This window comes from Oerskovia sp. PE-21s (assembly GCF_056158145.1).
Window position 1 is genome coordinate 495,919 of record NZ_JBUXJM010000001.1, and the last position, 24,419, is coordinate 520,337.

21 protein-coding genes are annotated in these 24,419 nt (G+C 71.6%); 11 read left to right on the forward strand and 10 right to left on the reverse strand.

Features of this window, described 5'->3' with window-relative positions; all coding sequences use genetic code 11:
- The first annotated feature begins 309 nt into the window (after positions 1–309).
- Together ACZDYF_RS02115 and lhgO are read left to right on the forward strand one after the other, a co-directional pair.
- Complete coding sequence (locus tag ACZDYF_RS02115; RefSeq protein ID WP_475052648.1) at positions 310–2,574, forward strand: N-acetylmuramoyl-L-alanine amidase; 2,265 nt, start codon at positions 310–312, stop codon at positions 2,572–2,574.
- 73 nt (positions 2,575–2,647) lie between these two features.
- Entirely contained in the window at positions 2,648–3,841 is a 1,194-nt protein-coding gene (gene lhgO, locus ACZDYF_RS02120) for an L-2-hydroxyglutarate oxidase (protein WP_475052654.1), read from the forward strand.
- A 69-nt stretch (positions 3,842–3,910) separates the two neighbouring features.
- Here the strand turns inward: lhgO and ACZDYF_RS02125 are convergent, their stop codons facing one another.
- The 4 genes from ACZDYF_RS02125 to ACZDYF_RS02140 all read right to left on the reverse strand — a co-directional run bounded on the left by ACZDYF_RS02125 (position 3,911) and on the right by ACZDYF_RS02140 (position 7,376).
- Positions 3,911–4,720: a polysaccharide deacetylase WbmS family protein gene (locus ACZDYF_RS02125; RefSeq protein ID WP_475052656.1), complete on the reverse strand. Its 810-nt coding sequence runs from the start codon at positions 4,718–4,720 to the stop codon at positions 3,911–3,913.
- Positions 4,717–5,370: an HAD family hydrolase gene (locus tag ACZDYF_RS02130; protein WP_475052658.1), complete on the reverse strand. Its 654-nt coding sequence runs from the start codon at positions 5,368–5,370 to the stop codon at positions 4,717–4,719. Before ACZDYF_RS02130 ends, ACZDYF_RS02125 begins: the two co-directional genes overlap by 4 nt.
- Positions 5,367–6,359, reverse strand: a complete 993-nt coding sequence (locus tag ACZDYF_RS02135; RefSeq protein WP_475052661.1) for an ATP-grasp domain-containing protein — start codon at positions 6,357–6,359, stop codon at positions 5,367–5,369. The genes ACZDYF_RS02130 and ACZDYF_RS02135 overlap by 4 nt, the downstream gene beginning before the upstream one ends.
- A 198-nt stretch (positions 6,360–6,557) precedes the next feature.
- On the reverse strand, positions 6,558–7,376 hold the full coding sequence (locus ACZDYF_RS02140) for a TIGR03089 family protein (RefSeq protein ID WP_475052665.1): 819 nt from the start codon (positions 7,374–7,376) through the stop codon (positions 6,558–6,560).
- Positions 7,377–7,526: 150 nt separating this feature from the next.
- Between ACZDYF_RS02140 and ACZDYF_RS02145 the strand changes: the two genes are divergently transcribed.
- The 3 genes from ACZDYF_RS02145 to ACZDYF_RS02155 all read left to right on the forward strand — a co-directional run bounded on the left by ACZDYF_RS02145 (position 7,527) and on the right by ACZDYF_RS02155 (position 13,201).
- A complete protein-coding gene (locus ACZDYF_RS02145; protein WP_036570549.1) occupies positions 7,527–7,856 on the forward strand; it encodes a WhiB family transcriptional regulator in 330 nt (109 codons plus the stop codon).
- A gap of 108 nt (positions 7,857–7,964) precedes the next feature.
- The gene (locus tag ACZDYF_RS02150) at positions 7,965–11,483 is read left to right on the forward strand and encodes a glycosyltransferase (RefSeq protein WP_475052667.1); all 3,519 of its coding nucleotides are present in this window, start codon (positions 7,965–7,967) and stop codon (positions 11,481–11,483) included.
- A gap of 5 nt (positions 11,484–11,488) precedes the next feature.
- Entirely contained in the window at positions 11,489–13,201 is a 1,713-nt protein-coding gene (locus ACZDYF_RS02155; protein ID WP_475052672.1) for a DUF5719 family protein, read from the forward strand.
- A 1-nt stretch (position 13,202) separates the two neighbouring features.
- Here the strand turns inward: ACZDYF_RS02155 and ACZDYF_RS02160 are convergent, their stop codons facing one another.
- Complete coding sequence (locus ACZDYF_RS02160) at positions 13,203–13,754, reverse strand: metallopeptidase family protein (RefSeq protein ID WP_307824181.1); 552 nt, start codon at positions 13,752–13,754, stop codon at positions 13,203–13,205.
- 109 nt (positions 13,755–13,863) lie between these two features.
- On the opposite strand from ACZDYF_RS02160, the gene ACZDYF_RS02165 reads away from it, so the two are divergent.
- Positions 13,864–14,217, forward strand: coding sequence for a DUF3499 domain-containing protein (locus tag ACZDYF_RS02165; RefSeq protein WP_030150032.1), 354 nt, complete (start codon positions 13,864–13,866; stop codon positions 14,215–14,217).
- Between the two features lie 9 nt (positions 14,218–14,226).
- On the opposite strand, the gene ACZDYF_RS02170 is transcribed toward ACZDYF_RS02165, so the two are convergent.
- Complete coding sequence (locus ACZDYF_RS02170) at positions 14,227–14,856, reverse strand: dTDP-4-dehydrorhamnose 3,5-epimerase family protein (protein ID WP_475052681.1); 630 nt, start codon at positions 14,854–14,856, stop codon at positions 14,227–14,229.
- A gap of 110 nt (positions 14,857–14,966) precedes the next feature.
- On the opposite strand from ACZDYF_RS02170, the gene rfbD reads away from it, so the two are divergent.
- Positions 14,967–15,827 carry a dTDP-4-dehydrorhamnose reductase gene (gene rfbD, locus ACZDYF_RS02175; protein ID WP_475052683.1) on the forward strand — a complete coding sequence of 287 codons (861 nt, stop codon included), beginning with the start codon at positions 14,967–14,969 and terminating at the stop codon, positions 15,825–15,827.
- Between the two features lie 10 nt (positions 15,828–15,837).
- Here rfbD and rfbA read toward each other — a convergent pair whose 3' ends face one another.
- Positions 15,838–16,704 carry a glucose-1-phosphate thymidylyltransferase RfbA gene (gene rfbA / locus ACZDYF_RS02180; protein WP_475052686.1) on the reverse strand — a complete coding sequence of 289 codons (867 nt, stop codon included), beginning with the start codon at positions 16,702–16,704 and terminating at the stop codon, positions 15,838–15,840.
- Positions 16,705–16,864: 160 nt separating this feature from the next.
- On the opposite strand from rfbA, the gene rfbB reads away from it, so the two are divergent.
- The 4 genes from rfbB to ACZDYF_RS02200 all read left to right on the forward strand — a co-directional run bounded on the left by rfbB (position 16,865) and on the right by ACZDYF_RS02200 (position 20,737).
- Positions 16,865–17,860 carry a dTDP-glucose 4,6-dehydratase gene (gene rfbB, locus ACZDYF_RS02185; RefSeq protein WP_475052690.1) on the forward strand — a complete coding sequence of 332 codons (996 nt, stop codon included), beginning with the start codon at positions 16,865–16,867 and terminating at the stop codon, positions 17,858–17,860.
- Positions 17,861–17,912: 52 nt separating this feature from the next.
- Positions 17,913–19,391: a phosphomannomutase/phosphoglucomutase gene (locus ACZDYF_RS02190; protein WP_475052695.1), complete on the forward strand. Its 1,479-nt coding sequence runs from the start codon at positions 17,913–17,915 to the stop codon at positions 19,389–19,391.
- 10 nt (positions 19,392–19,401) lie between these two features.
- Entirely contained in the window at positions 19,402–19,620 is a 219-nt protein-coding gene (locus tag ACZDYF_RS02195) for a Trm112 family protein (RefSeq protein ID WP_475052698.1), read from the forward strand.
- A gap of 172 nt (positions 19,621–19,792) precedes the next feature.
- On the forward strand, positions 19,793–20,737 hold the full coding sequence (locus ACZDYF_RS02200) for a cation diffusion facilitator family transporter (protein WP_400274704.1): 945 nt from the start codon (positions 19,793–19,795) through the stop codon (positions 20,735–20,737).
- Between the two features lie 133 nt (positions 20,738–20,870).
- Here the strand turns inward: ACZDYF_RS02200 and ACZDYF_RS02205 are convergent, their stop codons facing one another.
- The 3 genes from ACZDYF_RS02205 to ACZDYF_RS02215 all read right to left on the reverse strand — a co-directional run bounded on the left by ACZDYF_RS02205 (position 20,871) and on the right by ACZDYF_RS02215 (position 24,210).
- Complete coding sequence (locus ACZDYF_RS02205; RefSeq protein WP_475052702.1) at positions 20,871–21,788, reverse strand: glycine betaine ABC transporter substrate-binding protein; 918 nt, start codon at positions 21,786–21,788, stop codon at positions 20,871–20,873.
- A 128-nt stretch (positions 21,789–21,916) separates the two neighbouring features.
- A complete protein-coding gene (locus tag ACZDYF_RS02210) occupies positions 21,917–22,792 on the reverse strand; it encodes an ABC transporter permease (RefSeq protein ID WP_191790844.1) in 876 nt (291 codons plus the stop codon).
- Entirely contained in the window at positions 22,789–24,210 is a 1,422-nt protein-coding gene (locus ACZDYF_RS02215) for a quaternary amine ABC transporter ATP-binding protein (protein ID WP_475052709.1), read from the reverse strand. Before ACZDYF_RS02215 ends, ACZDYF_RS02210 begins: the two co-directional genes overlap by 4 nt.
- Positions 24,211–24,419: the final 209 nt, after the last annotated feature.

Below are 24,419 nucleotides of genomic sequence, written 5' to 3' on the forward strand. Positions count from 1 at the left end.
AGCAGCACTGGAACCATCGTATGGGCGGGGGTGGGCATCGCCGCACTCGTGGCGTCAGGGCTGGTAGCAGCTCCCGCACAGGCGGCCCCACGGGAGATCGTCCGGACGGCTGGCGTCGCGGTGCGGGTGGGCGACGACGGGCTGGCGCATCCTGACGTCGCAGACCCCGCGCCGACGCGCTCGGCCCTGGTCGAGACACCTCTCGACTCTGCACCTGTCGCGGACGGCCAGACTCCGGAGGTGGGGCTACGCGCACGGTCGGCGACGGAAGCCGCCCCGACTGAGGGGCCGGTCGCACGGTCGGTGGACGTGGACGGCGCATCCCTGATCGGCGTGACGTGGTCGGGGGAGGCTCCCGATGGGATCGAGTTCCGCGCGCACTCCGAGGACGGGACCTGGACCGATTGGACCACGCTCGACCTCGACGACGCCGAGCCCGGGGGCGGGACCGACCCGTGGTGGACGGGGGGCAGCGAGAGCGTCGAGGTCCGCGCGTGGCGTGACGGCGTCGACGCCGTCAGCGGGCTGAAGCTCGTGGCCATCGACACCGAGGTCACGGCCACGGACGAGAAGCTGGTCGAGGCTCAGGGGATCACCTCCGGCTCGCTGAGGGTCGCGCAGTCATCACTGTCGGCGACCGGGACGGCCACCAGGACCGCAGCCACAAGCGATGCGTCCGTGATGACACTCGCGGCGGCACCGACGATGCCGACGGTGATCTCGCGTTCGCAGTGGGGCGCGGACCCGAGCCTCCTCACGTGGACCCCCGGCTATGCGTCGACAACTCTTGCCGCCGTCGTTCACCACACCGCTGGTGTCAACACCTATACGGCGGCGCAGTCGGCGGGCATCGTCCGGGGCATCTACTCCTACCACGCGACCTCGCGGGGATGGGGCGACATCGGGTACAACGTGCTCGTCGACCAGTATGGCCAGATCTTCGAGGGACGTGCCGGGGGCCTGACCCTGCCAACGGTCGGGGCGCATGCGGGCGGCTACAACTCGGGGACGTTCGGAGTGTCGATGATGGGTGATTACTCGTCCGTCACCCCGTCGGCAGCGCTCCGCGAATCGGTCGCCCGGATCATCGCCTGGAAGATCGGCGGAAGCTACCGCTTCGATGCCCTGGGTTCGGAGACGTTGGTCGCGGGAGCGAGCAGCACGAGCAGGTACCCGGCGGGGACCGTGGTCCCGGTCTACCACGTCATCGGGCACCGAGACGTCAGCAACACCGCGTGCCCTGGTGCCGCCGGCTACGCCGCTCTCCCGGGAATCCGCCAACGTGTCGACCAGCTCACTGGTCAGGCCCGCACCCCGGTGTACGACCTCTGGGTGTACAACGGTGGACGGACGGGTCCGCTGGGCGACGTGCACCAGATCGAGAGCGCGACGCTCGGTGGCTCCGCGGCCTACTTCACCGGCGGCTACTCGATCACTCAGCGCAACGACGCCGGGACGCACCTCGTCTCGCCGCGCATGAGGCAGGGGTGGCTCCGCAACGGGGGCCTGGACGGTGTCGGTTTCGCCGCCTCGACCGAGGACCCCGTGGGCGACGGTCGCGGCACCGTACAGAACTTCTCGAGCGGGATGTCGCTGCTCCAGTCGCCGACGACGGGCGCGTTCGCCGTCGGCCCGCAGATGCGCCAGTCCTGGTGGGCCCGCGGTGGTGCGCGAGGTCTCGGCTACCCCGTGGGCGACCAGCAGTCGACCGGCTCGGGCGGCCTCGTCCTGTCCCTGGACTCCGGGGCGAGGCTCGTGCGGCTCCCGTCCGGCGCGACCCGCACAGTGTGGGGCGGGATCGGCAACTACTGGCTCAGCAACGGGGGCCCCGCCCGATTCGGCTTCCCGGCCGGGGAGCCGGTCAACTTCCCTGCCGGGCGGGGAGGCTACTCGCCGTTCGAGTACGACATGTGGATCGTCGACGGCCCGGGAGTCGGCACCTACCCGCTGTGGGGTGCGATCAAGGACCAGTGGGCCCAGAACGGTGCATGGGCGATGTACGGCCACCCGTCCGGGGAGCCGCAGAACTTCCCCGGAGGCGGCGGCTACAGCCCGTTCACGAGTGGCGCCTGGATCGCCTGGAGCCAGTCCACGGGAGCGCACTCGATCTGGGGGTCGATCCGTGATCGCTGGATGGCCGACGGCGGTCCGTCGCGGATGGGGTTCCCGACCACGGAACCCGTCAACTCGACGGCACCCTCGGGCGGCTACTCGCCGCTGTCGTCGGGGGCCATCGTGACCTGGAGCGCTCGGACCGGGACGCACGTGCTCTGGGGTGACATCGCGAGCTCGTGGCGCACCAAGGGCGGGCCGGAGCGGTTCGGCTACCCGGTCGCCGAGCCGGTGAACTACACGAACCGAGCGGGTGGCTACAGCGCCCTCGAGTCGGCACGGCTGGTGTGGACCCCTGCGCGCGGGACCATCGCGGTCCGGGAGCCGCTGCTGAGCCAGTGGATGGCGCGAGGCGGCGAGGACGGCTCGCTCGGCATGCCGATCGCGGAGCAGGTGGTCAGCGGGGGCGTCGTCCAGCAGAGATTCGAGAGGGGTAACCTATCGACCCAGAGCGGGAACTGAGAACCTCCCGTCCTGCGGGTCGGGACCCGGTCGGGCCGGTTCGCTGGCTACTCATTCAAGGAACGTGTGACCCATGTCGCGAGTGATCGTCGTCGGAGCTGGAATCGTCGGACTGGCAGTGGCTGAGAGACTGGCCACCCGTGGTGACGAGGTCATCGTCCTGGAGAAGGAGGCGGCGCTGGCGCAGCATCAGACAGGCCGCAACTCCGGCGTCATCCATTCGGGTCTCTACTACGCACCTGGGAGCAAGAAGGCGATCATGTGCGCTGACGGCGTACGGTCGATGATGGCTTTCGCCGAGGAGCACGGAGTCCGTTATGAACAGTGCGGCAAGCTCGTGGTGGCGACGTCGGAGTCTCAACGTCCCGAGCTGCACAAGCTGGCCGCGCGCGCCCAGCAGAACGGGGTCCCGGCTCGCCTGATCTCCGCCGAGGAGGCCAAGGAGTACGAACCGCACGTCCGCGCCGTCGAGGCACTCCGCGTCGAGACCACCGGCATCATCGACTACACGGGTGTCTGCCAGGTGCTTGCGGACCGGGTCGTCGCGGCGGGTGGAGCGGTGCGCTTCGGTAGCGCCTTCGTCAGTGCAGAGACGAAGAACGCTGGTGTCGTCGTCCACACATCGACCGGAACGTTCGAGGCGGACTACATGGTGGCCTGTGCGGGGCTCTACAGCGACCGTGTCGCCGCCGCGTCGGGACTCACGCCCGAGGCGAGGATCATCCCGTTCCGTGGTGAGTACTTCGAGCTGAAGGAAGGACGCGAGGACCTCGTCCGGGGGCTCATCTACCCGGTGCCGGACCCGAAGTTCCCCTTCCTCGGTGTCCACCTCACGAAGATGATCGACGGCGGGGTCCACGCCGGCCCGAACGCCGTCTTCGCCCTGGCGCGAGAAGGCTACCGCTGGCGCGACATCAACGTGCGGGAGCTCATGCTCTCGCTCTCGTGGAGCGGTCTGTGGCGGCTGGCCAACGGCAACGTCTCGGCAGGGATGAAGGAGGGGCTCCGGTCGGCCTCGCGTTCGCTGTTCGCCAAGAGCCTCGCGGAGCTCGTACCTGAGGTCACCCGTGCCGACCTCGTCCCCACGAAGGCGGGCGTGCGCGCCCAGGCGCTGCGCAAGGACGGGTCGATGGTGGACGACTTCCTGATCCAGACCACCGACCGTCAGGTGCACGTGCTGAACGCTCCGTCGCCGGCCGCCACGGCCGCGCTGGAGATCGCGAAGGACATCGTCGCCTCGCTCGACGCCCAGCACGCGAACGCCTAGCCTCTCGCTGCGCGGACGCGAGGGGCCCGCCGCACTGATGGTGCGACGGGCCCCTTTGCATGCCTAAGGTCAGCGGGTGAGGACGGTCCGTGCCGCGACCCGCGACAGGGACAGCACAGGAGAGGCCTGCGCGAGGGTGAGCCCCTTGTCGGCGAGCTCCTCGAACGGGTGGAAAGTCTCGCCCGAGTCGCGCACGCGGTCGACGATCGCCTCGACGACGTCACGGACCCCCCAAGGCGCCGAGGGAATGTCCGCGGCGTCTTCGGCATAGAGACGTGGGCGCAGGTCGTCGTAGTACTCGAAGGTCGGCGTGTTCAGTGCCATGTGGATCGGGTGGAGGTTGAGGATCTTGAGCCCTGGGGTGTCGAACGACGGCCAGAGCATCGCGGGGTCCGCGTCCTCGGGCAGGTTCTTGAGCCACACGTCGTCCTCGAACCAGACGGGGAAACGGACGATCCCCGAGGCGTGGACGAACGGGACGAGGTAGCCAGCCATGTCCGACGGCCCTTGCGAATCCACGGTGATGCCGGCCCCTTCGAGCGCGGACCATGCGAGCGAGCTCTCGGAGAACGCGTGGCTGCGTACCGAACGGACGTCGGGTGCGAAGCCCGCCATGTGTGCGACGACCTCTGCCTCGGTCGTCCCGTGGGTCGACTGTCGAAGGAAGTTCGGGTGCCAGCCGAGGCCCACCCGGCCGACGCGGTAGGCGCCGAGGATGGTCTCCGACGGATTCGTCGTGAAGAAGTGCAACGGGATCTCGCGCTCTTCTGCCCACTCGAGCAGGAATCGAGTCGCCCACTCCGGCGCCCAGTCCTGGTCGGCGGTGACGGAGAAGTGCCGCTGCTCCGCGAGGTCTGCCCAAGGGGACGTGTACGTCATGCGAAGTCCTTCGGTGTGTTCGGAAAGGTGGGGGTCAGTGCTTGATCGAGCAGTGCTGTGCTCACCACGACCCCCCTGGAGGCGTCGACGTGGACGAAGGCGAGCGGTGCGGTGGTAGCGGACCGAGCCGCCTTAGCAGCCTCTCGGTCCGACACGCTGTCACCGAAGAACACCGTCGGTCGCTCGCCGGAGCCCGCAACGGCACAGATCGCTCGGAGGACAGGCTCGGGGTCGGGCTTGAGGCGTTCGACGTCGTCGCGGGCAACGACGACGTCGAACACGTCAGGGAGCAGTCCGCGGCGCATCAGCACGTCGACGCAGCCGCGACCGTTGTTGGTGACGAGCGCGGTGCTCCCGCGGAGCGCGGTCAGCGTCGCGACTGTGCCCGCGTCGATCAGCGAGACGGCGCTCTCCTCGGCCCACCGGACCTCGTGGCGGTCGATCGTCCGGTGAGCCACGTCGCGGTGCCCGAGGTCGGACAGCTCGGCGTACATCCGGAAGATGCTCCGGTGCGCGGGGACTAGGTCGTGCGCCTGGTAGACGCTGAGGAGGTCGTAGCGGAGCGCTTCGAGTCCCGGGGCGCCCGGACGGAGCCCGACCAGCGTCTCGTCGAGGTCGAAGAGGAGTGCGGAGCCCAGGGGCGCCGTCATGCGTCGATGGTCAGGGTCTGCCAGGTACGCACCAGCTCGGTGCCGATCCGCGGCTGGGGAGCGTCGAACTCCTCGCCGAGCGCGAGCTTGATGGCGAGGTAGGGCATGTTGACCCCGGCCTCGACCGAGAGACCGATGGTCCCCGGGATGCGGGGGTTGACCTCCATGAGGCGGGCAGTGCCGGCCGCGTCGCGGCGGAACTGGACGTTCACGACGTAGCTCAGGCTCATGAGCTTGACCACGCGGACCGCAGCCTCGTGGATCTCCGGGTCGTCGATGACGACGGAGTGCGTCGCGAGACCGTAGAGGGTCGCGAGGCGGTCGCGCACGACGACGCTCAGGGACACGCCGTCGTGGCACAGGACGTCGACGCTGTACTCCTCGCCGACGAGGAACTCGGCAAGGTGGCTCGGCGGGAACAGGTCCGCAGCGGAGAGCCCTTCGAGAAGGTCGCGCAGGGGGATGCGCATGTTGTCGCGGTCGAGAAGGCGCTCGAAGGCCGGGCGGTTCGGTTCGACGATCTTGACTCCCTGAGCGCCCGTGCCGAGGTTCGTCTTGAAGACGAACGGCCGCTCCGGCCACCCGAGACGGGGGAGCGCGGCCTCGACCTCTTCGACCGAGTCGACGGCGACGTAGTCCGGGCAGGGGATGCCGGCGGTCGAGCTCGCCTCGAGCAGCGCGAGCTTGTTGTTCGACGTTTCGATCGAGTCGAGGGTGCCGACGATGACCGGGACGCCGACGGCGGCGAACACGTCGCGGTGCGTCGCGAAGAACGACTGGTCCTGGGTCGAGAGCGGGAGGAGGACGTCGACGTCGTGCTGCTCGATCAGTGCGAGCAGCTCGCGGAGGACTGCCTGTCCGTCCTCGACGTCGCGCGTGGAGACGAGTGCGCTCGCGTCCGACAGGTACAGGCCGGCGGCCGAGCGCCTCACGTCGACACCGACGATCTTGACGTCACGCTCACCGTTCTCCTTGAGCGCCTTGAACACGGACGGGAATCCGTCGTTTCCGACGCTTGTGGCAAGGACGGTGAGGGGCTTCAGGTTCGACACGTTGCGGCGGTCCTTCTGTACATGGTGACTGCGGACCCACAGCAGTCGACCGGTGGCGTAGATGGCCTGTCCAGACCTTGTCCGGCGCAGGTTCGGGAAGATCGTCGATCGTCCCCGGACATGGTATCCAAGCGATCAGCGCTTCGGTGCTGCCCCGGGGGCGTCGATCCGTTCGCTGCGCAGGAGTCGTTCGAGGTGGTCCGGGTCAGCTCCCCATGCTGCGGCGGTCGCACCGGAGACCACGACCACCGAGCCGTCCACAGACAGGACCGAGAGGACCTGCTGCAGGAGCTGCAGCACGTCGTCGCTCCGGACGAGCGCGCGGGTCCCGGCCGCGGGGGTATCGGGCATGGCCCGCGCGAAGAGGTCGGTGTGGGGGACGGTGGTGGTCTCGCTCTCGATCGCGGGGGCACCGGGATCGATCTCCTCGACCCAGCCGATCTGGTCGCCGTAGGTCATCACGGCCGAGCCGGCGTCGATCGTCCCGGCGGGCAGGTCGCCGTCGAACCGGCGTGCGAGCGCGGGCAGCGGCACGGCGACGAGCTGCCCGTCCGTGCCCTGCCACGAGGCCGGGCGGGAGGTCACGACGACGTCGACGCCCGGGCTTGTGGCCGCCAGGCTCTGACCGGTCGCGTCGGCCTGTCCGACGCCGTCGCTCCCGTCGGTCTGCGGTGCCAGCACGAGCGTGGCACCTGTTCGCCACGTGGCGAGCGCCCAGACGATCGAACGCCAGTGCGGTGGAAGGTCGAGCAGCACACGGGTTCCGGGGGCGGCGTCGAATTCCTCGACGAGCAGGTTGACGGTTTTGTTGACCCAGTTGTGCAGGACCGCGCCCGACAGCTCGACGCGCTCGCCGTCCTCCCCGTACCAGGTGAGACGTGGTCGACCGGGGTCTCGGGTGATGAGACGCTGCAGGTCAGCGATGTGCATAGGAGGGGTCGAGGATGCGGCCATGCGGCCCAGCCTAGGACGCGCCGAGACGTCCGACGTCGTGATTTCACCCACCGAATCGCCCGGATAGCACATTTCGGCTTGACGGACGTGGATGACACGCGTGTAATTTCTCTAATGCAGTTTTCATATAACGGCATGAAGGGGCGCATCATGTGGAACGTGCTGGGCGATGATCTGGGGGCCTTTCCCTCGGACGCAGGTCAGCCGGTAGAGACGGTGGCTCCTGTGCTGCCTCTCTTCGGCGAGGTCGTGGACGACGGGCTCATGGGTTGGCAGGAGCGCGCGCTGTGCGCTCAGACCGATCCCGAGGCGTTCTTCCCCGAGAAGGGGGGATCGACGCGCGAGGCCAAGAAGGTCTGCACGGGCTGCGAGGTCCGGGCCGAGTGCCTCGAGTACGCGCTCGAGCACGACGAGCGCTTCGGCATCTGGGGCGGGCTCTCCGAGCGCGAGCGTCGCAAGCTCAAGCGCCGGGTGGTCTGAGCCCTCTCCGGCCATCAGGTCGGAGCGGGCGAACTGTCGCTCGGGTCGACGACCTGCCGTGTCGAGGTCCCACGATCTGCGCAGAGCGCGGGTCATGATGTGGCCAGGATGACTTCTTCAGACACGACCACGGTGACCGGTCCCTTCCAGCAGCCAGGTGCGGCGCAGCAGCGCGCACGTGGTGCGTCGCCCCACGCCGCTGCGGCGGTGACCGGCTCGGTGCCCGCCGTCGTCTCCGTGACCGCGGTGGTCGTCACCCAGGGCCACACGCGCTACCTGCCGCACACGCTCGACGCCGTCCGGTCGCAGTCGGTCGCCCCGGACGCCGTGATCGTGGTGGACGTCGCCGCGTCCCAGGCGATGAGCGAGTACCAGGAGCTCCAGCTCGGTGGCGCGCGGTTCCTCGCGGCCCCTCACGCACGCACCTTCGGGCAGGCCGTGGACATCGCACTCGCGTCTCGCGGCGCGCAGGACCCGCCGACCTGGCTCTGGCTCCTGCACGACGACTCGACCCCCGAGCCCGGCGCCCTGGCGGAGCAGCTCCGGGCGGTCGAGCACTCGAACGCCGTGGCGGTCGCGGGCGCGAAGCAGCGCCGCTGGGACCTGGACGGCGACTCCGACGGGGTGCTCCTCGAGGTCGGCTTCACGGTCTCCCCGCTCGGTCGCCGGATGACCGGGATCGACGAGCACGAGATCGACCAGGGGCAGCACGACGCCCGCGAGGACGTCTTCGCGGTGGGCCTCGCCGGGGCGCTGGTGCGCACGTCGGTCTGGCAGGCGCTGGAGGGTACCGACCCCGAGTACGGGGTGTTCGGTGACGGGCTCGACTTCTGCCGCCGCGCGCGCCTCGCGGGGCACCGTGTCGTGGTCGTGCCGCGTGCCGTGGTCCGGCACGCGCAGGCGTCGCTCCTCGACCTGCGCGACGAGGGGCGCCACGAGGACGAGGACGAGTCCCGGGTGCCGGACGTCGAGGCGTCGTACGGACCTCGGCGGCGCAGCCACCTGCACTACCGGCTCGTGAGCGTCGCGTGGCCGATGCTCGTGCCGGCCGTGCTCGCCATGATCCTGTGGGCGCCGTTCCAGGCGATGTACCGTCTCACGATCAAGCGACCGGCCCAGGCGCGGGACGAGCTCCTGGCGCCGCTCTGGGCCGTCGTGCGGCTCCCCGCGCTCGCCAGGTCTCGCCGGGCGGTCCGCCGCACGAGCGTCCTTCCCCGACGCGCGCTGACACCTCTCCAGGGCTCCTGGCGCGACGTCCTCGGGGAGCGCCGGGACCACCGGCTGGCGAACGCCGAGGAGCACCGGGTCTCGACGGCTCCCACGGATCTCGAGCGGGCCGAGCTCCGCGCGATCGGTCGTCGGCGTCGGGCCATGCTCGGGCAGCTGACGCTCGGCCTCCTCGCACTGACCGCGATCGTCTTCGGGTCCGTGCTGGGGGCTCTTGCCGCGGGTGGACGCTTCGTCGGTGGCGAGCTCCTCCCGGCGGACGGGAGCCTCGCGGCCATCTGGCAGGCGGCGACCGGCGGCTGGGTCGCGGACGGGCTGGGAGCGCCCGCACCTGCGGACCCCTTCACGACGTTCCTCCTCCCGTTGGCGCTGCTCGGCGGCGGGTCGCTGCAGCCGGCGGTCGGCGTCATGGTGGTGCTGTCGTTCGTGGTGGCGGGGCTGGGCGCCTGGTTCGCCGCGGGCGGCGTGACCCGCTCGGTCTCGCTGCGCGCCTGGGCGGCGATCGTGTGGGTGGCGGCCCCCTCCTTCGTCCTCGCGCTCGGCGACGGGCGGCTCGGCGCCCTCGTCGCGCACGCCGCTCTTCCCTGGGCCGCGCTGGGGATCCTGCGTGCCCTCGGGGTGCAGGCGTACGACGAGCTCAGCCCCGCCCTGGGGGCACCCGGCCGTGTCCACCCGTCGGGGCGCCGTGCGTTTCGACGTCGGCGGCCAGGATCGGTCGGCGCGGCGGCAGCCGCCGGGCTCGCCCTGCTCGTCGCGGTGTGCGGAGCCCCGATCCTCCTCCCGGTGTTCGTCCTGGCGTTGGGCGTGGTCGCGGTGGCGGCCCGTCAGCACCGCCGGTACCTGCTCCTGGTGCTGCTTCCCTCGCTCGTGCTCCTCGCTCCCTTCTGGTACCGCATCGGCACCACCTGGACGGACGGCGGGTGGCGCCTCCTGGCGACCGGGCCCGGAGTGCCCGTCGGTTCCGACGCGGCACCGGCCTGGCAGCAGCTGCTCGGCCTCCCGGTGACGGGTGCCCCGTGGTTCGGTCTGGACGGCGGTGTGCTCGGTGAGGTCGCGCGTCTCGCGCCGATGGCGACGGGAGCCCTGGTGGCCGTGCTGGCCGTGCTCGCCCTCTTCCGCGCACGGGTGGCGGGTGTGGCCTGTGCATGGTTCATCGCCGCGCTGGGCCTCGCGGCCGCCGTGGTCACCGGGGCGATCGAGGTTGCCGGCTCGGCCGAGGGGCCCGTCCACGGCTGGCCGGGGGCCGGGGTCTCGGTCGTCCTGCTGGGGCTGCTGGGCGCTGCTCTGCTCGGCGCTCCCGGGCTGCGGACCGCTCGGCGGCCTGCCCCGGAGGACGACCCGGTCGCGATCCCGGAGGCGGAGGTCGCGCAGTCGTCCGGAGAGTCGTCCGCAGGCACGGTCAGCCGGCAGTCTCCCCCCGAGGAGGGCCCGCGTGGCCAGCGACGGGAGCGCGCGCTCGCCGGGTGGCGTGCAGGCAGCGTCGCTCTGCTCGCGCTGGTCGCGGTCGTGGTCCCTGTCGCATCGGTGGCGTCGTGGACCATGGCGGCCACCGATCGCGACGGGGCCGTCGGAGACCTGGTCGTCGCCACCGAGCCGGTGGTCCCCAAGGTCGGCCAGCAGATGCAGGACTCCGAACGCGAGGTGCGCGTCCTGTCGCTCGAGCTCGCCCCCGGCGGCGTCATCGAGTACGCGCTCCTGCGAGGGGACGGCCCGCAGATGATCGACGCGTCGAGCGTCGTGCAGGCGCGGGCGATGACCGACCCGGCGTACGCGCAGGGAGACCTGCCCGCGGTCGTGGCAGGCATGGCGACGGGGAGTGCTGCCGGTGCGGCGCGCGAGCTCGGCGACCTGGGCGTCGGGGCCGTCGTGCTGCCGACCTCGACGACCGAGGACGCCGTCGCCGAGCGCGAGCGCGCCGAGCTCGTGGCCCGTCTCGACATGGTGCCGGGGCTCGAGCGCGTGACGGAGGGCCAGACGTCGGTCCTGTGGCGCGTCGCTCCCGGTCCGCTGGAGACGGACGCGCCGGCGTGGGCGCGGGTGGTCGCTGCCGTGCCGACCTCCGACCAGGAGGACGAGGCCGGGCCCGTCGTGGTCGAGCGGCTCCTCCCCGCCGACGACAAGTCGGTCGAGACGCGTGTCGAGGCGGGCGGTGCCGAGCGCGCGATCGTGCTCGCCGAGACCGCGGACCCCGGGTGGGTCGCGACGCTCGACGGGCGCGTCCTCGAGCGCGCCGAGGTCGACGGACGCCAGGCCTTCCTCCTCGGCTCCGAGGCGGGTTCCCTGTCGATCGACTTCGTCCCCGCGCACCGACCGCCCTGGCTCGCCGTGGCGGGGCTGACCCTGCTGATCTTCGTGCTCCTCGCCGTACCGGTGGGACGTCGTCGGACCGGAACGAGGTAGTGCCCGTGACCACCAGATCTTCCAGACCTCGTCCCGTGCTCCGCCGGGTCGCGACGATCGGCACCGGCCTGCTGGCCGTCGCCCTCACGGGGGCCGTGGCCGCCGTCGGGCTGCCGGGGGACTTCGGGTCCGTCGCCGGGGCCGTGCCTGACGTCGAGCGGATCGAGGCGTCGACGCCCGAGCGGACGCTCGTGTGCCCCGCCCCCGTCCGCCTGGCGGACTCGACCCAGGTGGGTGACGCCCAGTTCGGCGCCGCGCCCGTCGAGACGACGACCGTGCTCCGCGCCGGGGTCGTCGGTGCGGGGGCGACGGGGGGACCTGGCGAGACGCCCGTGACGCTCACGGGGCTCGAGGCGCTCGACTCGGCACCGCTCGAGCAGGACGACTCCGGGGCCACGGTGGTCTCGCTGGCCGACGTGTCCGAGGGGCAGGCTCTGCGGGTGGGTGCCGGGATGCCGGTGGACACCCGGGTCGCCGCCGCCGTGGCGTCGACGACGACCGCGGGCGACCTGCGCGGGCTCGCGGCCGCGAGCTGCGCGACCCCGGACATCGACCACTGGCTGGTCGGGGGGAGCACCGAGGTCGGCAGCAGTGCTCAGCTCGTGCTCCAGAACCCCGGCCGCACCCCCGCGACCGTGCGGATCGAGGTGTGGGGTCCTGGCGGTCCGGTCGTCCTGAGCGGTGGAGGCCAGTACCTGGTCCCGCCCGGCGGCGAGGTCATGACGCTGGTCGAGGCGGCCGCGCCGGAGCAGCGGCGGCTCGCGGTCCGCGTCGAGTCGACCGGCGGGACGGTCGCGGCCTACCTGCAGCACAGCACGCTGGCCGGCCTCGTGCCGCTGGGCGTCGACTACGTCGTCCCCGGGGCCGCGCCGTCGCTCGGCACGGCCGTCTCCTTCACGAGCTCGGGCGAGGCTGTCGACGACGTGCTGGCGCCCCAGGTCAGGCTTCTCGCGCCGGGTGCCGAGGCGGGGACGGCGACGCTGACGGTCTACGGCGCCGACGGTCGGGTGCGGGTACGTGGTGGCGAGCAGGTCGAGCTCGCGCCGGGGGTCGTGACGGACCAGTCCCTGGGCGGTCTGCCCGCCGGGTCGTACACCGTCGTCGTGGACTCGACGGTGCCCGTCGTGGCGGGCGCGGTCGAGGCCCGGGCGGGCGACGCCGCCGAGGACTCGCCCTCGGGCGCGGCGCAGGTCGACCGTGCGTGGATCGCGTCGATCGCGGTCGCCGCAGCCGCCTCCGAGGAGGACGCCACGCCCGCCCGCCCCCACCGGACGCGCGACCGTGGCACCGTCACGCTCGTGCCCGGAACGTCGAGCGTGGTCCGCGTGGGTGCGGTCCCTCGGGAGCGGTCCGAGGACTCCGAGCCGACCGGTGCCTTCCGGGGCACGTTGCGCGCCTACGGGCCGGACGGCGTCCTGCTCGGGGAGAGGGCGCTCGACGTGCCCGCGGGGTCGACCGTCACGTTCGGCGCCGTCGAGCTGGGTGGAGGTGTCGACCCCGCCGTCCTGACGCTCGATGCGCGCGGGGACGAGGCGGGTACCGACCAGGGTGGGTCGGAGCCGGTCTGGTCGGTCCTGGCGACGGCTGGAGCCCCGCTCACCGGGGCGCCGGAGGGCGCGCCGGGCACCCTGGTGTCCGTGCTCCTGCCGGTCCCTCCGGCCGAGAGCCAGGGGAGCGTGGACGTCCGTGCCACGCGTACCGCGGGGCTGCCCGACTGACTCAGCGACCGCGCTGGTAGCGGGGGTCTATCTCCTCCGGCGTGCGCGCGAGCATGTGCGCGACCTGTTCGACGACGACGTCGCGCACCAGGTCGGCCAGGTCGTCGTCGTCGAACGCCCGGGACTCGACGGGGCGGCGGTAGACGACGATGCGGGCCGGCTGTCCCGCGTCGGCGGGAAAGTAGCGCCCGAGGGGGACCCCTGCGTCCTCCCAGGGGGCCGGGTCCGAGGGCGGCACGTCCTCGACCGCGAACTCGGTGCCGTGGAGCTGCCGCGACCATCCTCGCTCGATCAGGCCGATGGTCGCGATCACCTGCTCGTCGAACCTCTCTCCGCGGGTGCGGTTCGCCGGAGCCGAGGGCGGCAGAAGCGGTCCGCGGATTCCTCGACCTCGGCGGTCCCGGCGGCGTGGGTGCGGCCCGACGTCGTTGAGGTCCGGGCCGCGGGCGGGGATGCGCAGCGAGGCGACGAGCGGCGCCGGGGCGTCGGTCGACGTCTTCTCGGGGCGACGGCGCGAGCCGTGCGGGGCGGGGGAGGGCGAATGACCGGGCACGCCTCCGAGCCTAGACGAACCGCGGTCCCGGCGCCCTGAGCGCGACGTGCGAACCTGCCGCACGGCGTGTATAGCACCGCGACCACCGCTCAGGGCGTAGTGTCAGCGCGTGAGATCCGTCAGACAGTGTTCGCGCACCGCATGCACCCGTGCTTCGGTGGCGACCCTCACCTACGTCTACGCGGACTCGACCGCCGTGCTCGGGCCCCTGGCCCACCTGGCCGAGCCCCACAGCTACGACCTGTGCGCCGAGCACGCCGAGCGCCTGACCGCGCCCCGCGGCTGGGAGGTCGTGCGCCTCGCGCAGCACTTCGTCGAGACCGGCCCGAGCGCCGACGACCTCTCGGCGCTCGCCGAGGCCGTCCGGGAGGCCGGCCGTCCGCGCCCCGGCCCCGAGCCCGACGACGTCACCGAGGTCGGGCGGCGCGGTCACCTGCGGGTGCTGCGGGCCGAGGGCGACTGAGCCCCGTTCCTACGACGTGGCGCGCGCCCGGAGCGCCGCCACGTAGGCCTGGGTCGTCTCCCACCTGGGGAGCTCACCGCGGCGCAGAGCCGCGGACAGCCCTGGTGCCTGCTCGTCCTTGGGCGACAGGACAGGGGTCAGCGGTCGCCCGAGACGGTCGACGGTGGGCCACCGGATGTCGAGCAGACGGTCCATCGGGTCGATACCGTGCTCCCGCTCGGGGGCGTAGCCCGTGGAGCACAGATACACCACCGTCGATCCCTCCTCGAGGGACATGAAGGCGTGCCCCAGTCCTTCGGAGAGGTAGACGGCACGATGGTCGACGTCGTCGAGCAGCACCGTGTCGTGCTGACCGAAGGTCGGTGAACCCGTCCGCAGGTCCACGACCACGTCGAGGACCGCGCCGCGCGGGCACGTCACGTACTTGGCCTGACCCGGGGGGACGTCGGCGAAGTGCACCCCGCGCACGACCCCGGCGCCGGAGACGGACAGGTTGGCCTGGGTCAGGCCCAGGGGATGACCGACCGCCCCCTGGAACGAGTCCGTGGTGAACCACTCCAGGAACACGCCGCGGTCGTCGCGGTGGCGGGTCGGTGTCATGCTCCAGGCACCGGGCACGGTCAGTTCTCGGACGAGCACGGGTAGCCTCTCTCTGGGTGGGAGGCGGCGCGCCCGTCGGCGGTGCCGGACAGCTCTGTCGTCGAGGGTGCGCCGTCGGTGCGCCCGGTCGGAGGTCGGGAGGAGCGCGTGTGCGCTGGGTGGTGACAGGGGCCCGAGGGATGCTCGGTGCCGAGGTCGTGGAGCTGCTCGCCGGACGGGAGCAGGACGACGTTGTCGCGCTCTCGCGCGATCAGCTCGACGTCACGAACCGTGACGCATCGCTGCTCGCTCTGCGTGGAGCGGACGTCGTCGTGAACTGCGCGGCCTTCACGGCCGTGGACGACGCGGAGTCGGACGAGGCGCGTGCGGCAGAGGTCAACTCGCTCGCACCCGGACTGCTCGCGGCGGCAGCCCGCGAGGTCGGGGCCCGCCTCGTGCACGTGTCGACAGACTACGTCTTCGGTGCGTCGGACCCGGCCGACGGCCCGATCCTGGCGACCGCGCCCACGGACCCGCGCAGCGTGTACGGGCGGACCAAGGACCTGGGCGAGCGCGCCGTCCGGGCCGAGCACGAGGACTACCTGATCGTGCGTACCGCCTGGTTGTACGGTCGGAACGGACGGTGCTTCCCGCGGACCATCGCGGCGCTGGGCGCGCAGCGTGAGCGTCTCGACGTCGTCGACGACCAGGTCGGGCAGCCCACCTGGACGAAGGATCTCGCGCTGCTCCTCGTGCGGCTCGTGGACGCTGGCGTCCCGTCGGGGACCTATCACGGCACCGCGAGCGGCGCGACCACCTGGTACGGGCTCGCCCGCGAGGTCCTGCGGTCCGCCCACCTGCCTGTCGAGCGTGTCCATCCGTGCGCGAGCGGTGCCTTCCCGCGGCCCGCGCCTCGGCCCGTCTGGTCGGTCCTCGCTCACGACGATCTGGAGAGGGTCGGGGTGGCACCGATCGGGGACTGGCGCGAGAGATGGCGCGTGGCCGCCGACGAGGTCCTGGCCGGGCCCTGAGCGGCGGACGTCATCGTGCATCGAGCAGATCGAGGAGATAGCGTCCGTAGCCCGACTTCTCGAGCAGCAGGCCCCGGGTCTCCAGCTCCGCGTCCGAGATGAGGGACCGTCGCCAGGCGATCTCTTCCGGGGCCCCAACCTTGAGCCCTTGGCGCTGCTCGATCGCCCGGACGTAGTCCCCGGCGTCCATGAGTGCGTCGAACGTCCCCGTGTCGAGCCAGGCGGTGCCACGGGGGAGGACCTCGACGTGAAGGCGCCCCCGCTCCAGGTAGTGCCGGTTGACGTCCGTGATCTCATACTCGCCGCGGGCGGACGGCGCGAGCCCCGCGGCGATCGAGACGGCGTCGGAGTCGTAGAAGTACAGTCCGGGGACCGCGTAGCGGCTGCTGGGGTCGGCCGGTTTCTCGGCGAGGGAGACGGCCCGTCCCTGGGCGTCGAACTCGACCACGCCGTACGCGGAGGGATCGGCCACGCGGTACGCGAAGATGGCGCCGCCGTCGACCTGGGCGAACCGCTGGAGCTGCTCGCCCAGTCCCGGTCCGTAGAAGATGTTGTCTCCCAGTATGAGGGCGACCCGATCCCCGCCGAGGAAGTCGGCGCCGATCAGGAGCGCCTGCGCCAGCCCGTCGGGTGTCGGCTGGACCGCGTAGTCGAGCGAGATCCCGAACTGCGAGCCGTCTCCGAGCAGCCGCCGGAACGGTTCGGCCTCGTGCGGGGTCGTGATGACGAGGATCTCCGTGATCCCCGTGAGCATGAGTGTCGAGAGCGGGTAGTAGATCATCGGCTTGTCGTAGACGGGCAGGAGCTGCTTGCTCGTACCGAGCGTGATCGGATGCAGGCGAGTGCCCGAGCCGCCGGCGAGAATGATCCCCTTCATCTCGGAAGAATCCCATGCCCTCCCGCCACGGCGCAGCCGCTAGCGGGTGAAATGGCCCCCGGCACCCGGGGCGCGAGGCCTTGTCGTCGCTAGACTTGCACGCGTCGGGGCCGCCGCCCCCTGCCCCGCGCCTGGTGGCCCGTACTCCCTGGAGGTCGTCGTGCGTGTCCTGGTGACGGGTGGTGCGGGCTTCATCGGGTCCGGATTCGTACGGTCGACGGTCGCGCAGCGCCCCGACGTCCGGGTCATCGTCCTGGACGCGCTCACCTACGCGGGCGACGTGTCGTCGTTGGCGTCGGTGTCGGACGCCGTGACGTTCGTCCACGGAGACGTCGCCGACGCGGACCTCGTCGACGACCTGGTATCCCGTGCTGACGTCGTGGTGCACTTCGCCGCGGAATCGCACAACGACAACTCGCTCGCGGACCCGTCTCCCTTCGTGCGGACCAACGTCGTCGGCACGTTCACCCTTCTCGAGGCCGTACGCCGGCACAAGAGGCGGCTGCACCACGTCTCGACCGACGAGGTCTACGGAGACCTCGCCCTGGACGACCCGGTCCGTTTCACGGAGTCGACGGCGTACGAGCCTTCCTCGCCGTACTCGGCGACCAAGGCGTCGAGCGACCTCCTCGTGAGGGCGTGGGTGCGGTCGTTCGGGGTCCACGCCACGATCTCGAACTGCTCGAACAACTACGGACCTTTCCAGCACGTCGAGAAGTTCATCCCTCGTCAGATCACCGAGCTCATCGACGGCCGGTCCCCGCGTGTGTACGGGGCCGGGCTCAACGTCCGGGACTGGATCCACGTCGACGACCACAACGACGCCGTCTGGAGGATCATCGACAGGGGCGTCCCGGGCGAGACCTACCTGATCGGCGCCGACGGCGAACGGTCCAACCTCGAGATCGTCCGTGAGCTCCTCGCGTTGTTCGACCGGGACGAGGAAGAGATCGAGTTCGTCGCCGACCGGGCGGGGCACGACCTGCGCTACGCGATCGACTCCTCACGTCTTCGGCGCGAGCTCGGGTGGCGGCCTCGATTCACCGACCTGAGGCAGGGGCTAGCGTCGACCGTCGACTGGTACCGCACGAACGAGGCCTGGTGGCGTCCCGCCAAGGAGACGACCGAGGCGCGCTACGCGCGCTCGGGACAGTGACTCGCCTCCCCTCCCGAGGACCGACGCCGGCAGACACGGCTAGGCTGAACCGGTGCCCATCGACCTGACCCAGCTGATCAAGGCCTACGACGTCCGCGGCACCGTCCCGGACCAGTTCAACCCGCAGGTTGCCCGAGCGATCGGCGCAGCCTTCGCGCGCGTCGTCGTGCTCCCCGAGGTGAGCGGGGCCGAGGGATCGCCCGCCCGCCCGCGCGTCGCCGTCGGGCGGGACATGCGCGACAGCGGGCCCGAGCTCGTCGACGCGTTCGCCCAGGGGCTCGCGGAGGCCGGGGTGGACGTCCTCCTGATCGGTCTGTGCTCGACCGACGGTCTCTACTACGCCTCGGGCGCGCTGGACGTCCCCGGGGCGATGTTCACGGCCTCGCACAACCCCGCCGTCTACAACGGCATCAAGCTGTGCCGTGCCGGTGCGCGCCCGGTGGGGCAGGACTCGGGCCTGGTCGCGGTGCGCGAGCTGGCCCAGGAGTACCTCGACGGCGAGCTGCCCGCCCCCGTCGAGGACCGCGGCGAGATCACCGACCGGGACATGCTCGCGGACTACGCGGCATTCCTGCGCTCGCTCGTGGACCTGCGGGGCATCCGCCCGCTCAAGGTCGTGATCGACGCGGGCAACGGGATGGGGGGCCTCACCGCGCCCGCAGTCCTGGGGGCCGCGGCAGGCCTGGAGGCGCTGCCGCTCGACGTCGTGCCCTTGTACTTCGAGCTCGACGGGACGTTCCCGAACCACGAGGCCAACCCGCTCGACCCCAAGAACCTGCTGGACCTGCAGGCCGCGGTCGTCGAGCACGACGCCGACCTGGGCCTGGCGTTCGACGGCGACGCCGACCGCTGCTTCGTGATCGACGAGCACGGCGACCCGGTGTCCCCGTCCGCGATCACGGCCCTCGTGGGCCTGCGCGAGGTCGAGCGCGAGAAGGCCGCCGGACGGGTCCCGACGATCATCCACAACCTCATCACGTCGCGCGCCGTCCCGGACTTCATGACCGCGGCAGGAGCGAAGACCGTGCGCACGCGTGTCGGCCACTCGTTCATCAAGGCGCAGATGGCCGACAACGACGCGGTGTTCGGCGGCGAGCACAGCGCCCACTACTACTTCCGTGACTTCTTCTTCGCGGACACCGGTATGCTCGCGGCCATGCACGTGCTCGCGGCCCTGGGCGGGCAGGAGCACCCGCTGTCCGCGCTCGGCGAGGTCTACGAGCCGTACACCGCGAGCGGCGAGATCAACTCCCAGGTCGGCGACGTCCCCGCCGCACGGGCCCGCGTGGTCCAGGCGTACGTGACCGAGGAGGGGGCAGGGCCGGTCGCGGTCGACGAGCTCGACGGGCTCACGGTCTCCCACTGGGACTCCCACCCCCAGTGGTGGTTCAACCTGCGCGCGTCCAACACCGAGCCGCTGCTGCGGCTCAACGTCGAGGCCGCCGACGAGGACATCATGGAGAAGGTGCGAGACGACGTCCTGTCGCTCGTGCGTGCCACCGAGCATCCCACCACCGACAACGAGAGCTGAGACCGAGCACATGAGCGACGACACGACGCCGGGCACCCCCGGGACGGTCACCCTCGACCCGTGGGTCCGCGAGGCGCTGAGGTGCCCCGTGACCGGAGCCACCCTTGTGGACGGCACGGCCCCGGACGGCAGCCCCGAGCTCCGCTCGACGGACCCGGAGCGGCCGCTCGCCTACCCGGTGCGCGACGGCATCCCCGTCCTGCTCGAGGGCGACGCGCGGGCCCTCTAGTCCCCACAGCTCGTCCGCGGACGACGACCGCGAGCCCGGTGCCCCTGACGGGTACCGGGCTCGCGGCGTGTCCCACGCTCCGCGTCCCTCCCCGGAGCGTGCGGTGCGATGCTGGACCGAGCACGCGTCACGGGCCGGACCAGGGCCGGCCGAGTCGAAGGAGAGCCACGCCATGTCAGCTCACGGAGGCAACCGGGCGGTGATCGCGGCCCTGCTCGCGAACATGGGCATCGCGGTCACCAAGTTCGTCGCCTGGGGACTCACGGGAGCGTCGTCGATGCTCGCCGAGGGCGTCCACTCGCTCGCCGACTCGGGGAACCAGGCGCTGCTGCTGCTCGGTGGCAAGAAGTCTCGGCGGGCCGCCGACGAGGAGCACCCGTTCGGCTACGGCCGCGAGCGCTACGTCTACGCGTTCATCGTCTCGATCGTGCTGTTCACGGTCGGTGGCCTGTTCGCGCTGTACGAGGCCTGGCACAAGTGGGAGGACCCGCACCCCATCACCGAGTGGCAGTGGGTGCCCATCGCGGTGCTGCTGGTCGCGATCGGCATGGAGGGGTTCTCGTTCCGCACCGCGATCCGCGAGTCGAACACCGTGCGCGGCGAGCAGTCCTGGCCCTCGTTCGTCCGCAACGCCAAGGCTCCCGAGCTCCCCGTGGTGCTGCTCGAGGACTTCGGTGCGTTGATCGGCCTGGTCCTGGCGCTCGGAGGGGTGGGGCTGACCCTGGTCACGGACGACGGCCGGTACGACGCAGCGGGGACCGCGTGCATCGGCATCCTGCTGGTCCTCATCGCGATCGTGCTGGCCGTGGAGACCAAGTCGCTCCTGCTCGGCGAGGCCGCGAGCCGTGACGACGTCGCCGCGATCCGCAGCGCGCTGGTGGGCGAGGGCGTCGCGTCGGTCATCCACCTCAAGACGCTGCACCTCGGACCCGAGGAGCTGCTCGTCGCGGCCAAGATCGAGGTCACCGCGACCGCTGACGGGGCGTCGATCGCCCACGCGATCGACGCCGCCGAGGAACGCGTCCGTGCGGCCGTCCCCATCGCGCGCGCCATCTACCTCGAGCCGGACCTGCGCCGGGCGGAGCCCGCCGCCTCGGGTGGAGCGACCCCGGACTGAGGTGCGGACGCCGGGCGCCCGACGACGGAGGTGGGCGCCGTGCGCGGGCCCACCTCCGCCGTCGGGCCTGGGACGCACCACAGGCCGGCACCCCGCACGGGATGCCGGCCTGTCGTGCTCGTCCCGACGAGGCTCAGGCCTGCGCAGCGGCCTTGAGGTCGTCGACGAACGTCGGGTTGGCCTCGAGCCACTCGCGCACCGAGGCGTCGTTGTCGGTACCGTCGTTCTCGTTGAACATGATGTTCTCGAGCGAGAAGAGCTGCTCGTCGCTCAGCGTGAGCGCGGAGATCCAGGACGCGACGTCAGGGTGGTCCTCGGTGAAGCCGGTGCGGGCGACCGAGTGGATCTTCTCGGCCTCGCCCATGGCGCCGTCGGGGTCCTCGAGGTCCTTGACGGGGAACGCGTCGTAGGCCCAGTGGGGGCGCCACAGCGTGACGGCGACGTTCTCGCCCGCGTCGGTCTTGCTCTTGAGCTCGGCGAGCATGGCCGGGGTCGAGGAGATGACGAAGTCCATGTCGTCCAGGCCGTAGGTCGGGATGGCCTCGTCCTGCGTGATGCGGGTCAGGCCCGCACCGGACTCGATGCCGACGATGCGGTTGCCGAACAGGTCGGCGTTCGCCGCGAGCTCGGCGAGGCTGTCGACGGGGGCGTCCTCGTTGACCGCCACGGTCAGCTTGGCGTCGTCGTACCAGTAGCCGAGGTCCTCGAGGTCGTCGCCGTACTGCTCCTTGTAGTCGGCGTGCGTGAGGGGCAGCCACATGTCGAAGTTGACGTCGAAGTCGCCCCCGGCCATGCCCGTGTAGACGACACCGGGGTCGGCCGTCTCGGTGCGGACCGTGTACCCCTCGTCCTCGAGGATGGCCTTGAACAGGTGCGACACCGCGATGCCCTCGTCCCAGCCCGAGTGGATCGCGATCGTGAGGTCCTTGTCGGCCCCTCCGGAGCCGGCGTCGGTGCCCGAGGCGCAGGCCGAGAGCCCGAGCCCGAGCGCGAGCGAGGAGGCGACGATCGCGGTGCGACGACGCGCCTGGTGGTGACGTGCGGGAGACATGGTGTCCTTCCTTCGGCGGACCGGCCGCGGGCGCGGCGGGTCGAGCCTGGGTTGGTGGTGGTGCGCAGGAGTGCGAGCGTGCTGGACGGCGTGGGCCGGGCGGCAGGTGCCGCCCGGCCCGCAGCGCCTCAGACCGCGGTGGCCGCGAGGGCCTTGGCGACGGGAGAACGGGTGCTGAGCGCCGAGGTCACGCGGTCGAGGAAGACCGCGAGGATGACCACGGACAGGCCGGCCTCGAAGCCGAGCGAGATGTTGATGCGCTGGAGGGCCGCGACGACGTCGCCTCCGAGCCCGCCTGCTCCGACCAGGCCGGCGAGCACGACCATCGACAGCGAGAGCATGATGACCTGGTTGACGCCGGCCATGATGGTCGGCATGGCGAGCGGCAGCTGGATCTGGCGCAGGATGCGCCCGGGCGTGGAGCCGAACGCGTGGCCGGCCTCGACGACCTCCGAGTCCACCTGGCGGATGCCCAGCTCGGTGAAGCGGACGCCAGGGGCGAGGGCGAACACCACGGTCGCGACGATGCCGGGGACCGCGCCCGTGAGGAAGATCATGACCATGGGGATGAGGTAGACGAAGCCTGGCATGGTCTGCATGAAGTCGAGCACGGGGCGCACGACGCGTGAGACCTTGTCGTTCCGGGCGGCCCAGATGCCCAGCGGGATGCCGATGGCGAGGGCGATCACGCTGGCGACGAGCACCAGGGCGAGGGTCGCCATCGCGTTGTCCCACTGGTCGACGCTCGCGATGACGACGAAGCCGACGAGGGTCGTGACGGCGAGCTTCCAGCCCTTGGCGAAGAACGCCAGGGCGGCCAGGACGAGCGCGACGACGACGAAGGGCGGGCCCTGGAGGACCAGCGCGAGCGCGTCGTAGCAGGACAGCAGGACGTCCTTGACGACCGCGAAGAACGGCTTGAACGAGGCGATGAGCCAGGCGACGAAGAGGTCGACCCAGTCACCGAGGGGCAGGCGGGGGACGAACGTGTCGGTGGTGCTCATGCGTCCGCTCCTTCCGTCGTGGCTGCGTCGTGCGGGGCGGTCGCGCCTTCGGCTGCGCCGGTGGGCGGGGCGTCCGTGTCCTCGTCGGGCCCGACGGCGTCGGGGTCGTCGAGCGTAGGCGGCACCATGGCCTCGAGGAGGGTCACGCGCGGGATGACGCCGACCAGGCGGTTCTTGTCGTCCGTCACGGCGACGGGCAGGGGGGACTCGGCCGCGGGCGCGAAGAGCTCGGCGAGGGGGGTGTCGACGCTCACGGGAGCGACGCCGTCGTGCACGATCGACTCGATGCTCGTCGTGTGGTCACCGCTCGACTTGAGCAGGGCGACCGCGTCGTCGTCACGGACGACGCCGCGCAGGACGCGCTGCCGGTCGACGACGTAGGCCGCCGACACCTGCGCCTCGCGCATGGTGCGGCTCGCGACACGGGGGCCGCCGCCGAGCGGCACGACGGCCGTGGGGCGGACCATGACCGAGGCGGCCGTCAGGACGCGCGTGCGGTCGACGTCGGCGACGAACTGCGCGACGTAGTCGTTCGCGGGGTCCGACAGGATCTCCTCGGCCGTGCCGATCTGGACCGTGCGGCCGTCGCGCATGACGGCGATGCGGTCGCCCAGGTGCATGGCCTCGTTGAGGTCGTGCGTGATGAAGATGATGGTCTTGCCCAGGGTCTGCTGGAGATCGAGGAGCTGCTCCTGCATCTCGCGGCGGATGAGCGGGTCGAGTGCGGAGAACGCCTCGTCCATGAGCAGCACGTCGGTGTCGGCGGCGAGTGCCCGGGCGAGTCCCACGCGCTGGCGCATGCCGCCGGAGAGCTGCGACGGCAGCGAGTCCTGCCAGCCGCCCAGGCCGACGAGGTCGAGGGCCTGCTGAGCCTTCTCGCGGCGCTCGGCCTTGCTCATGCCCTGGATCTCGAGCGGGTACGCCGCGTTGTCCAGGACCGTGCGGTGGGGCAGGAGCGCGAAGTGCTGGAAGACCATGCTCACGCGGCTGCGGCGCAGGGCGCGCAGCTCCTTGGCGTTCACGGTCGCGAGGTCGTCGTCGCCCAGCAGGACATGGCCCGCCGTGGGCTTCCACAGGCCGTTGAGCATGCGGATGAGCGTCGACTTGCCCGAGCCGGACAGGCCCATGACGACGAAGATCTCGCCCTGCTTGACGTCGAAGCTCGCGTCGATGACAGCGGCCGTGCCCAGGGGCTTGACGTCGGCGCGGCTCGCGCCGTCCTTGAGGCGGCGGACCGCCTCCTGCGGGCGGCGTCCGAAGACCTTGTAGACGCCCCGGACGCTCACGGCCACGGGCCGGTCGTCGGGCAGGGGGGCGGCGCCGTGGGCGCCGGGGAAGGGCTCGGTCTCGACCGGGATGAGGACGGGGGTGGTGCTCGTGGGTGGCTCGGTGCTCGTGCTGGTGCTGCTGGCGGTCATGCTGGCGGGTCTCGCCACCTTCCAGGTGTCGTGGCGGGTCCGGAACGCTCCGCGGAGGGCGCCAGGGTGACCTGGCAGCGACCTCCCGGTGCGCTCAGCGCCGCGAGGCGCGTCACGGTCCACCGGATCGAGGCCCGCCGCCGGGGGCCACCCGGGAGGGTGGCCGCCGCAAGTCGCGACGGGCGCTGACCTGTCGTGGGCCGGCGTGG

Coding starts and splice junctions, on each gene's coding strand:
- lhgO (WP_475052654.1), top strand. CDS start 2,648: ATGTCGCGAGTGATCGTCGTCGGAGCTGGAATCGTCGGACTGGCAGTG.
- ACZDYF_RS02125 (WP_475052656.1), bottom strand. CDS start 4,720: ATGACGTACACGTCCCCTTGGGCAGACCTCGCGGAGCAGCGGCACTTC.
- ACZDYF_RS02130 (WP_475052658.1), bottom strand. CDS start 5,370: ATGACGGCGCCCCTGGGCTCCGCACTCCTCTTCGACCTCGACGAGACG.
- ACZDYF_RS02140 (WP_475052665.1), bottom strand. CDS start 7,376: ATGGCCGCATCCTCGACCCCTCCTATGCACATCGCTGACCTGCAGCGT.
- ACZDYF_RS02145 (WP_036570549.1), top strand. CDS start 7,527: ATGTGGAACGTGCTGGGCGATGATCTGGGGGCCTTTCCCTCGGACGCA.
- ACZDYF_RS02150 (WP_475052667.1), top strand. CDS start 7,965: ATGACTTCTTCAGACACGACCACGGTGACCGGTCCCTTCCAGCAGCCA.
- rfbA (WP_475052686.1), bottom strand. CDS start 16,704: ATGAAGGGGATCATTCTCGCCGGCGGCTCGGGCACTCGCCTGCATCCG.
- ACZDYF_RS02195 (WP_475052698.1), top strand. CDS start 19,402: ATGAGCGACGACACGACGCCGGGCACCCCCGGGACGGTCACCCTCGAC.
- ACZDYF_RS02200 (WP_400274704.1), top strand. CDS start 19,793: ATGTCAGCTCACGGAGGCAACCGGGCGGTGATCGCGGCCCTGCTCGCG.
- ACZDYF_RS02205 (WP_475052702.1), bottom strand. CDS start 21,788: ATGTCTCCCGCACGTCACCACCAGGCGCGTCGTCGCACCGCGATCGTC.
- ACZDYF_RS02210 (WP_191790844.1), bottom strand. CDS start 22,792: ATGAGCACCACCGACACGTTCGTCCCCCGCCTGCCCCTCGGTGACTGG.
- ACZDYF_RS02215 (WP_475052709.1), bottom strand. CDS start 24,210: ATGACCGCCAGCAGCACCAGCACGAGCACCGAGCCACCCACGAGCACC.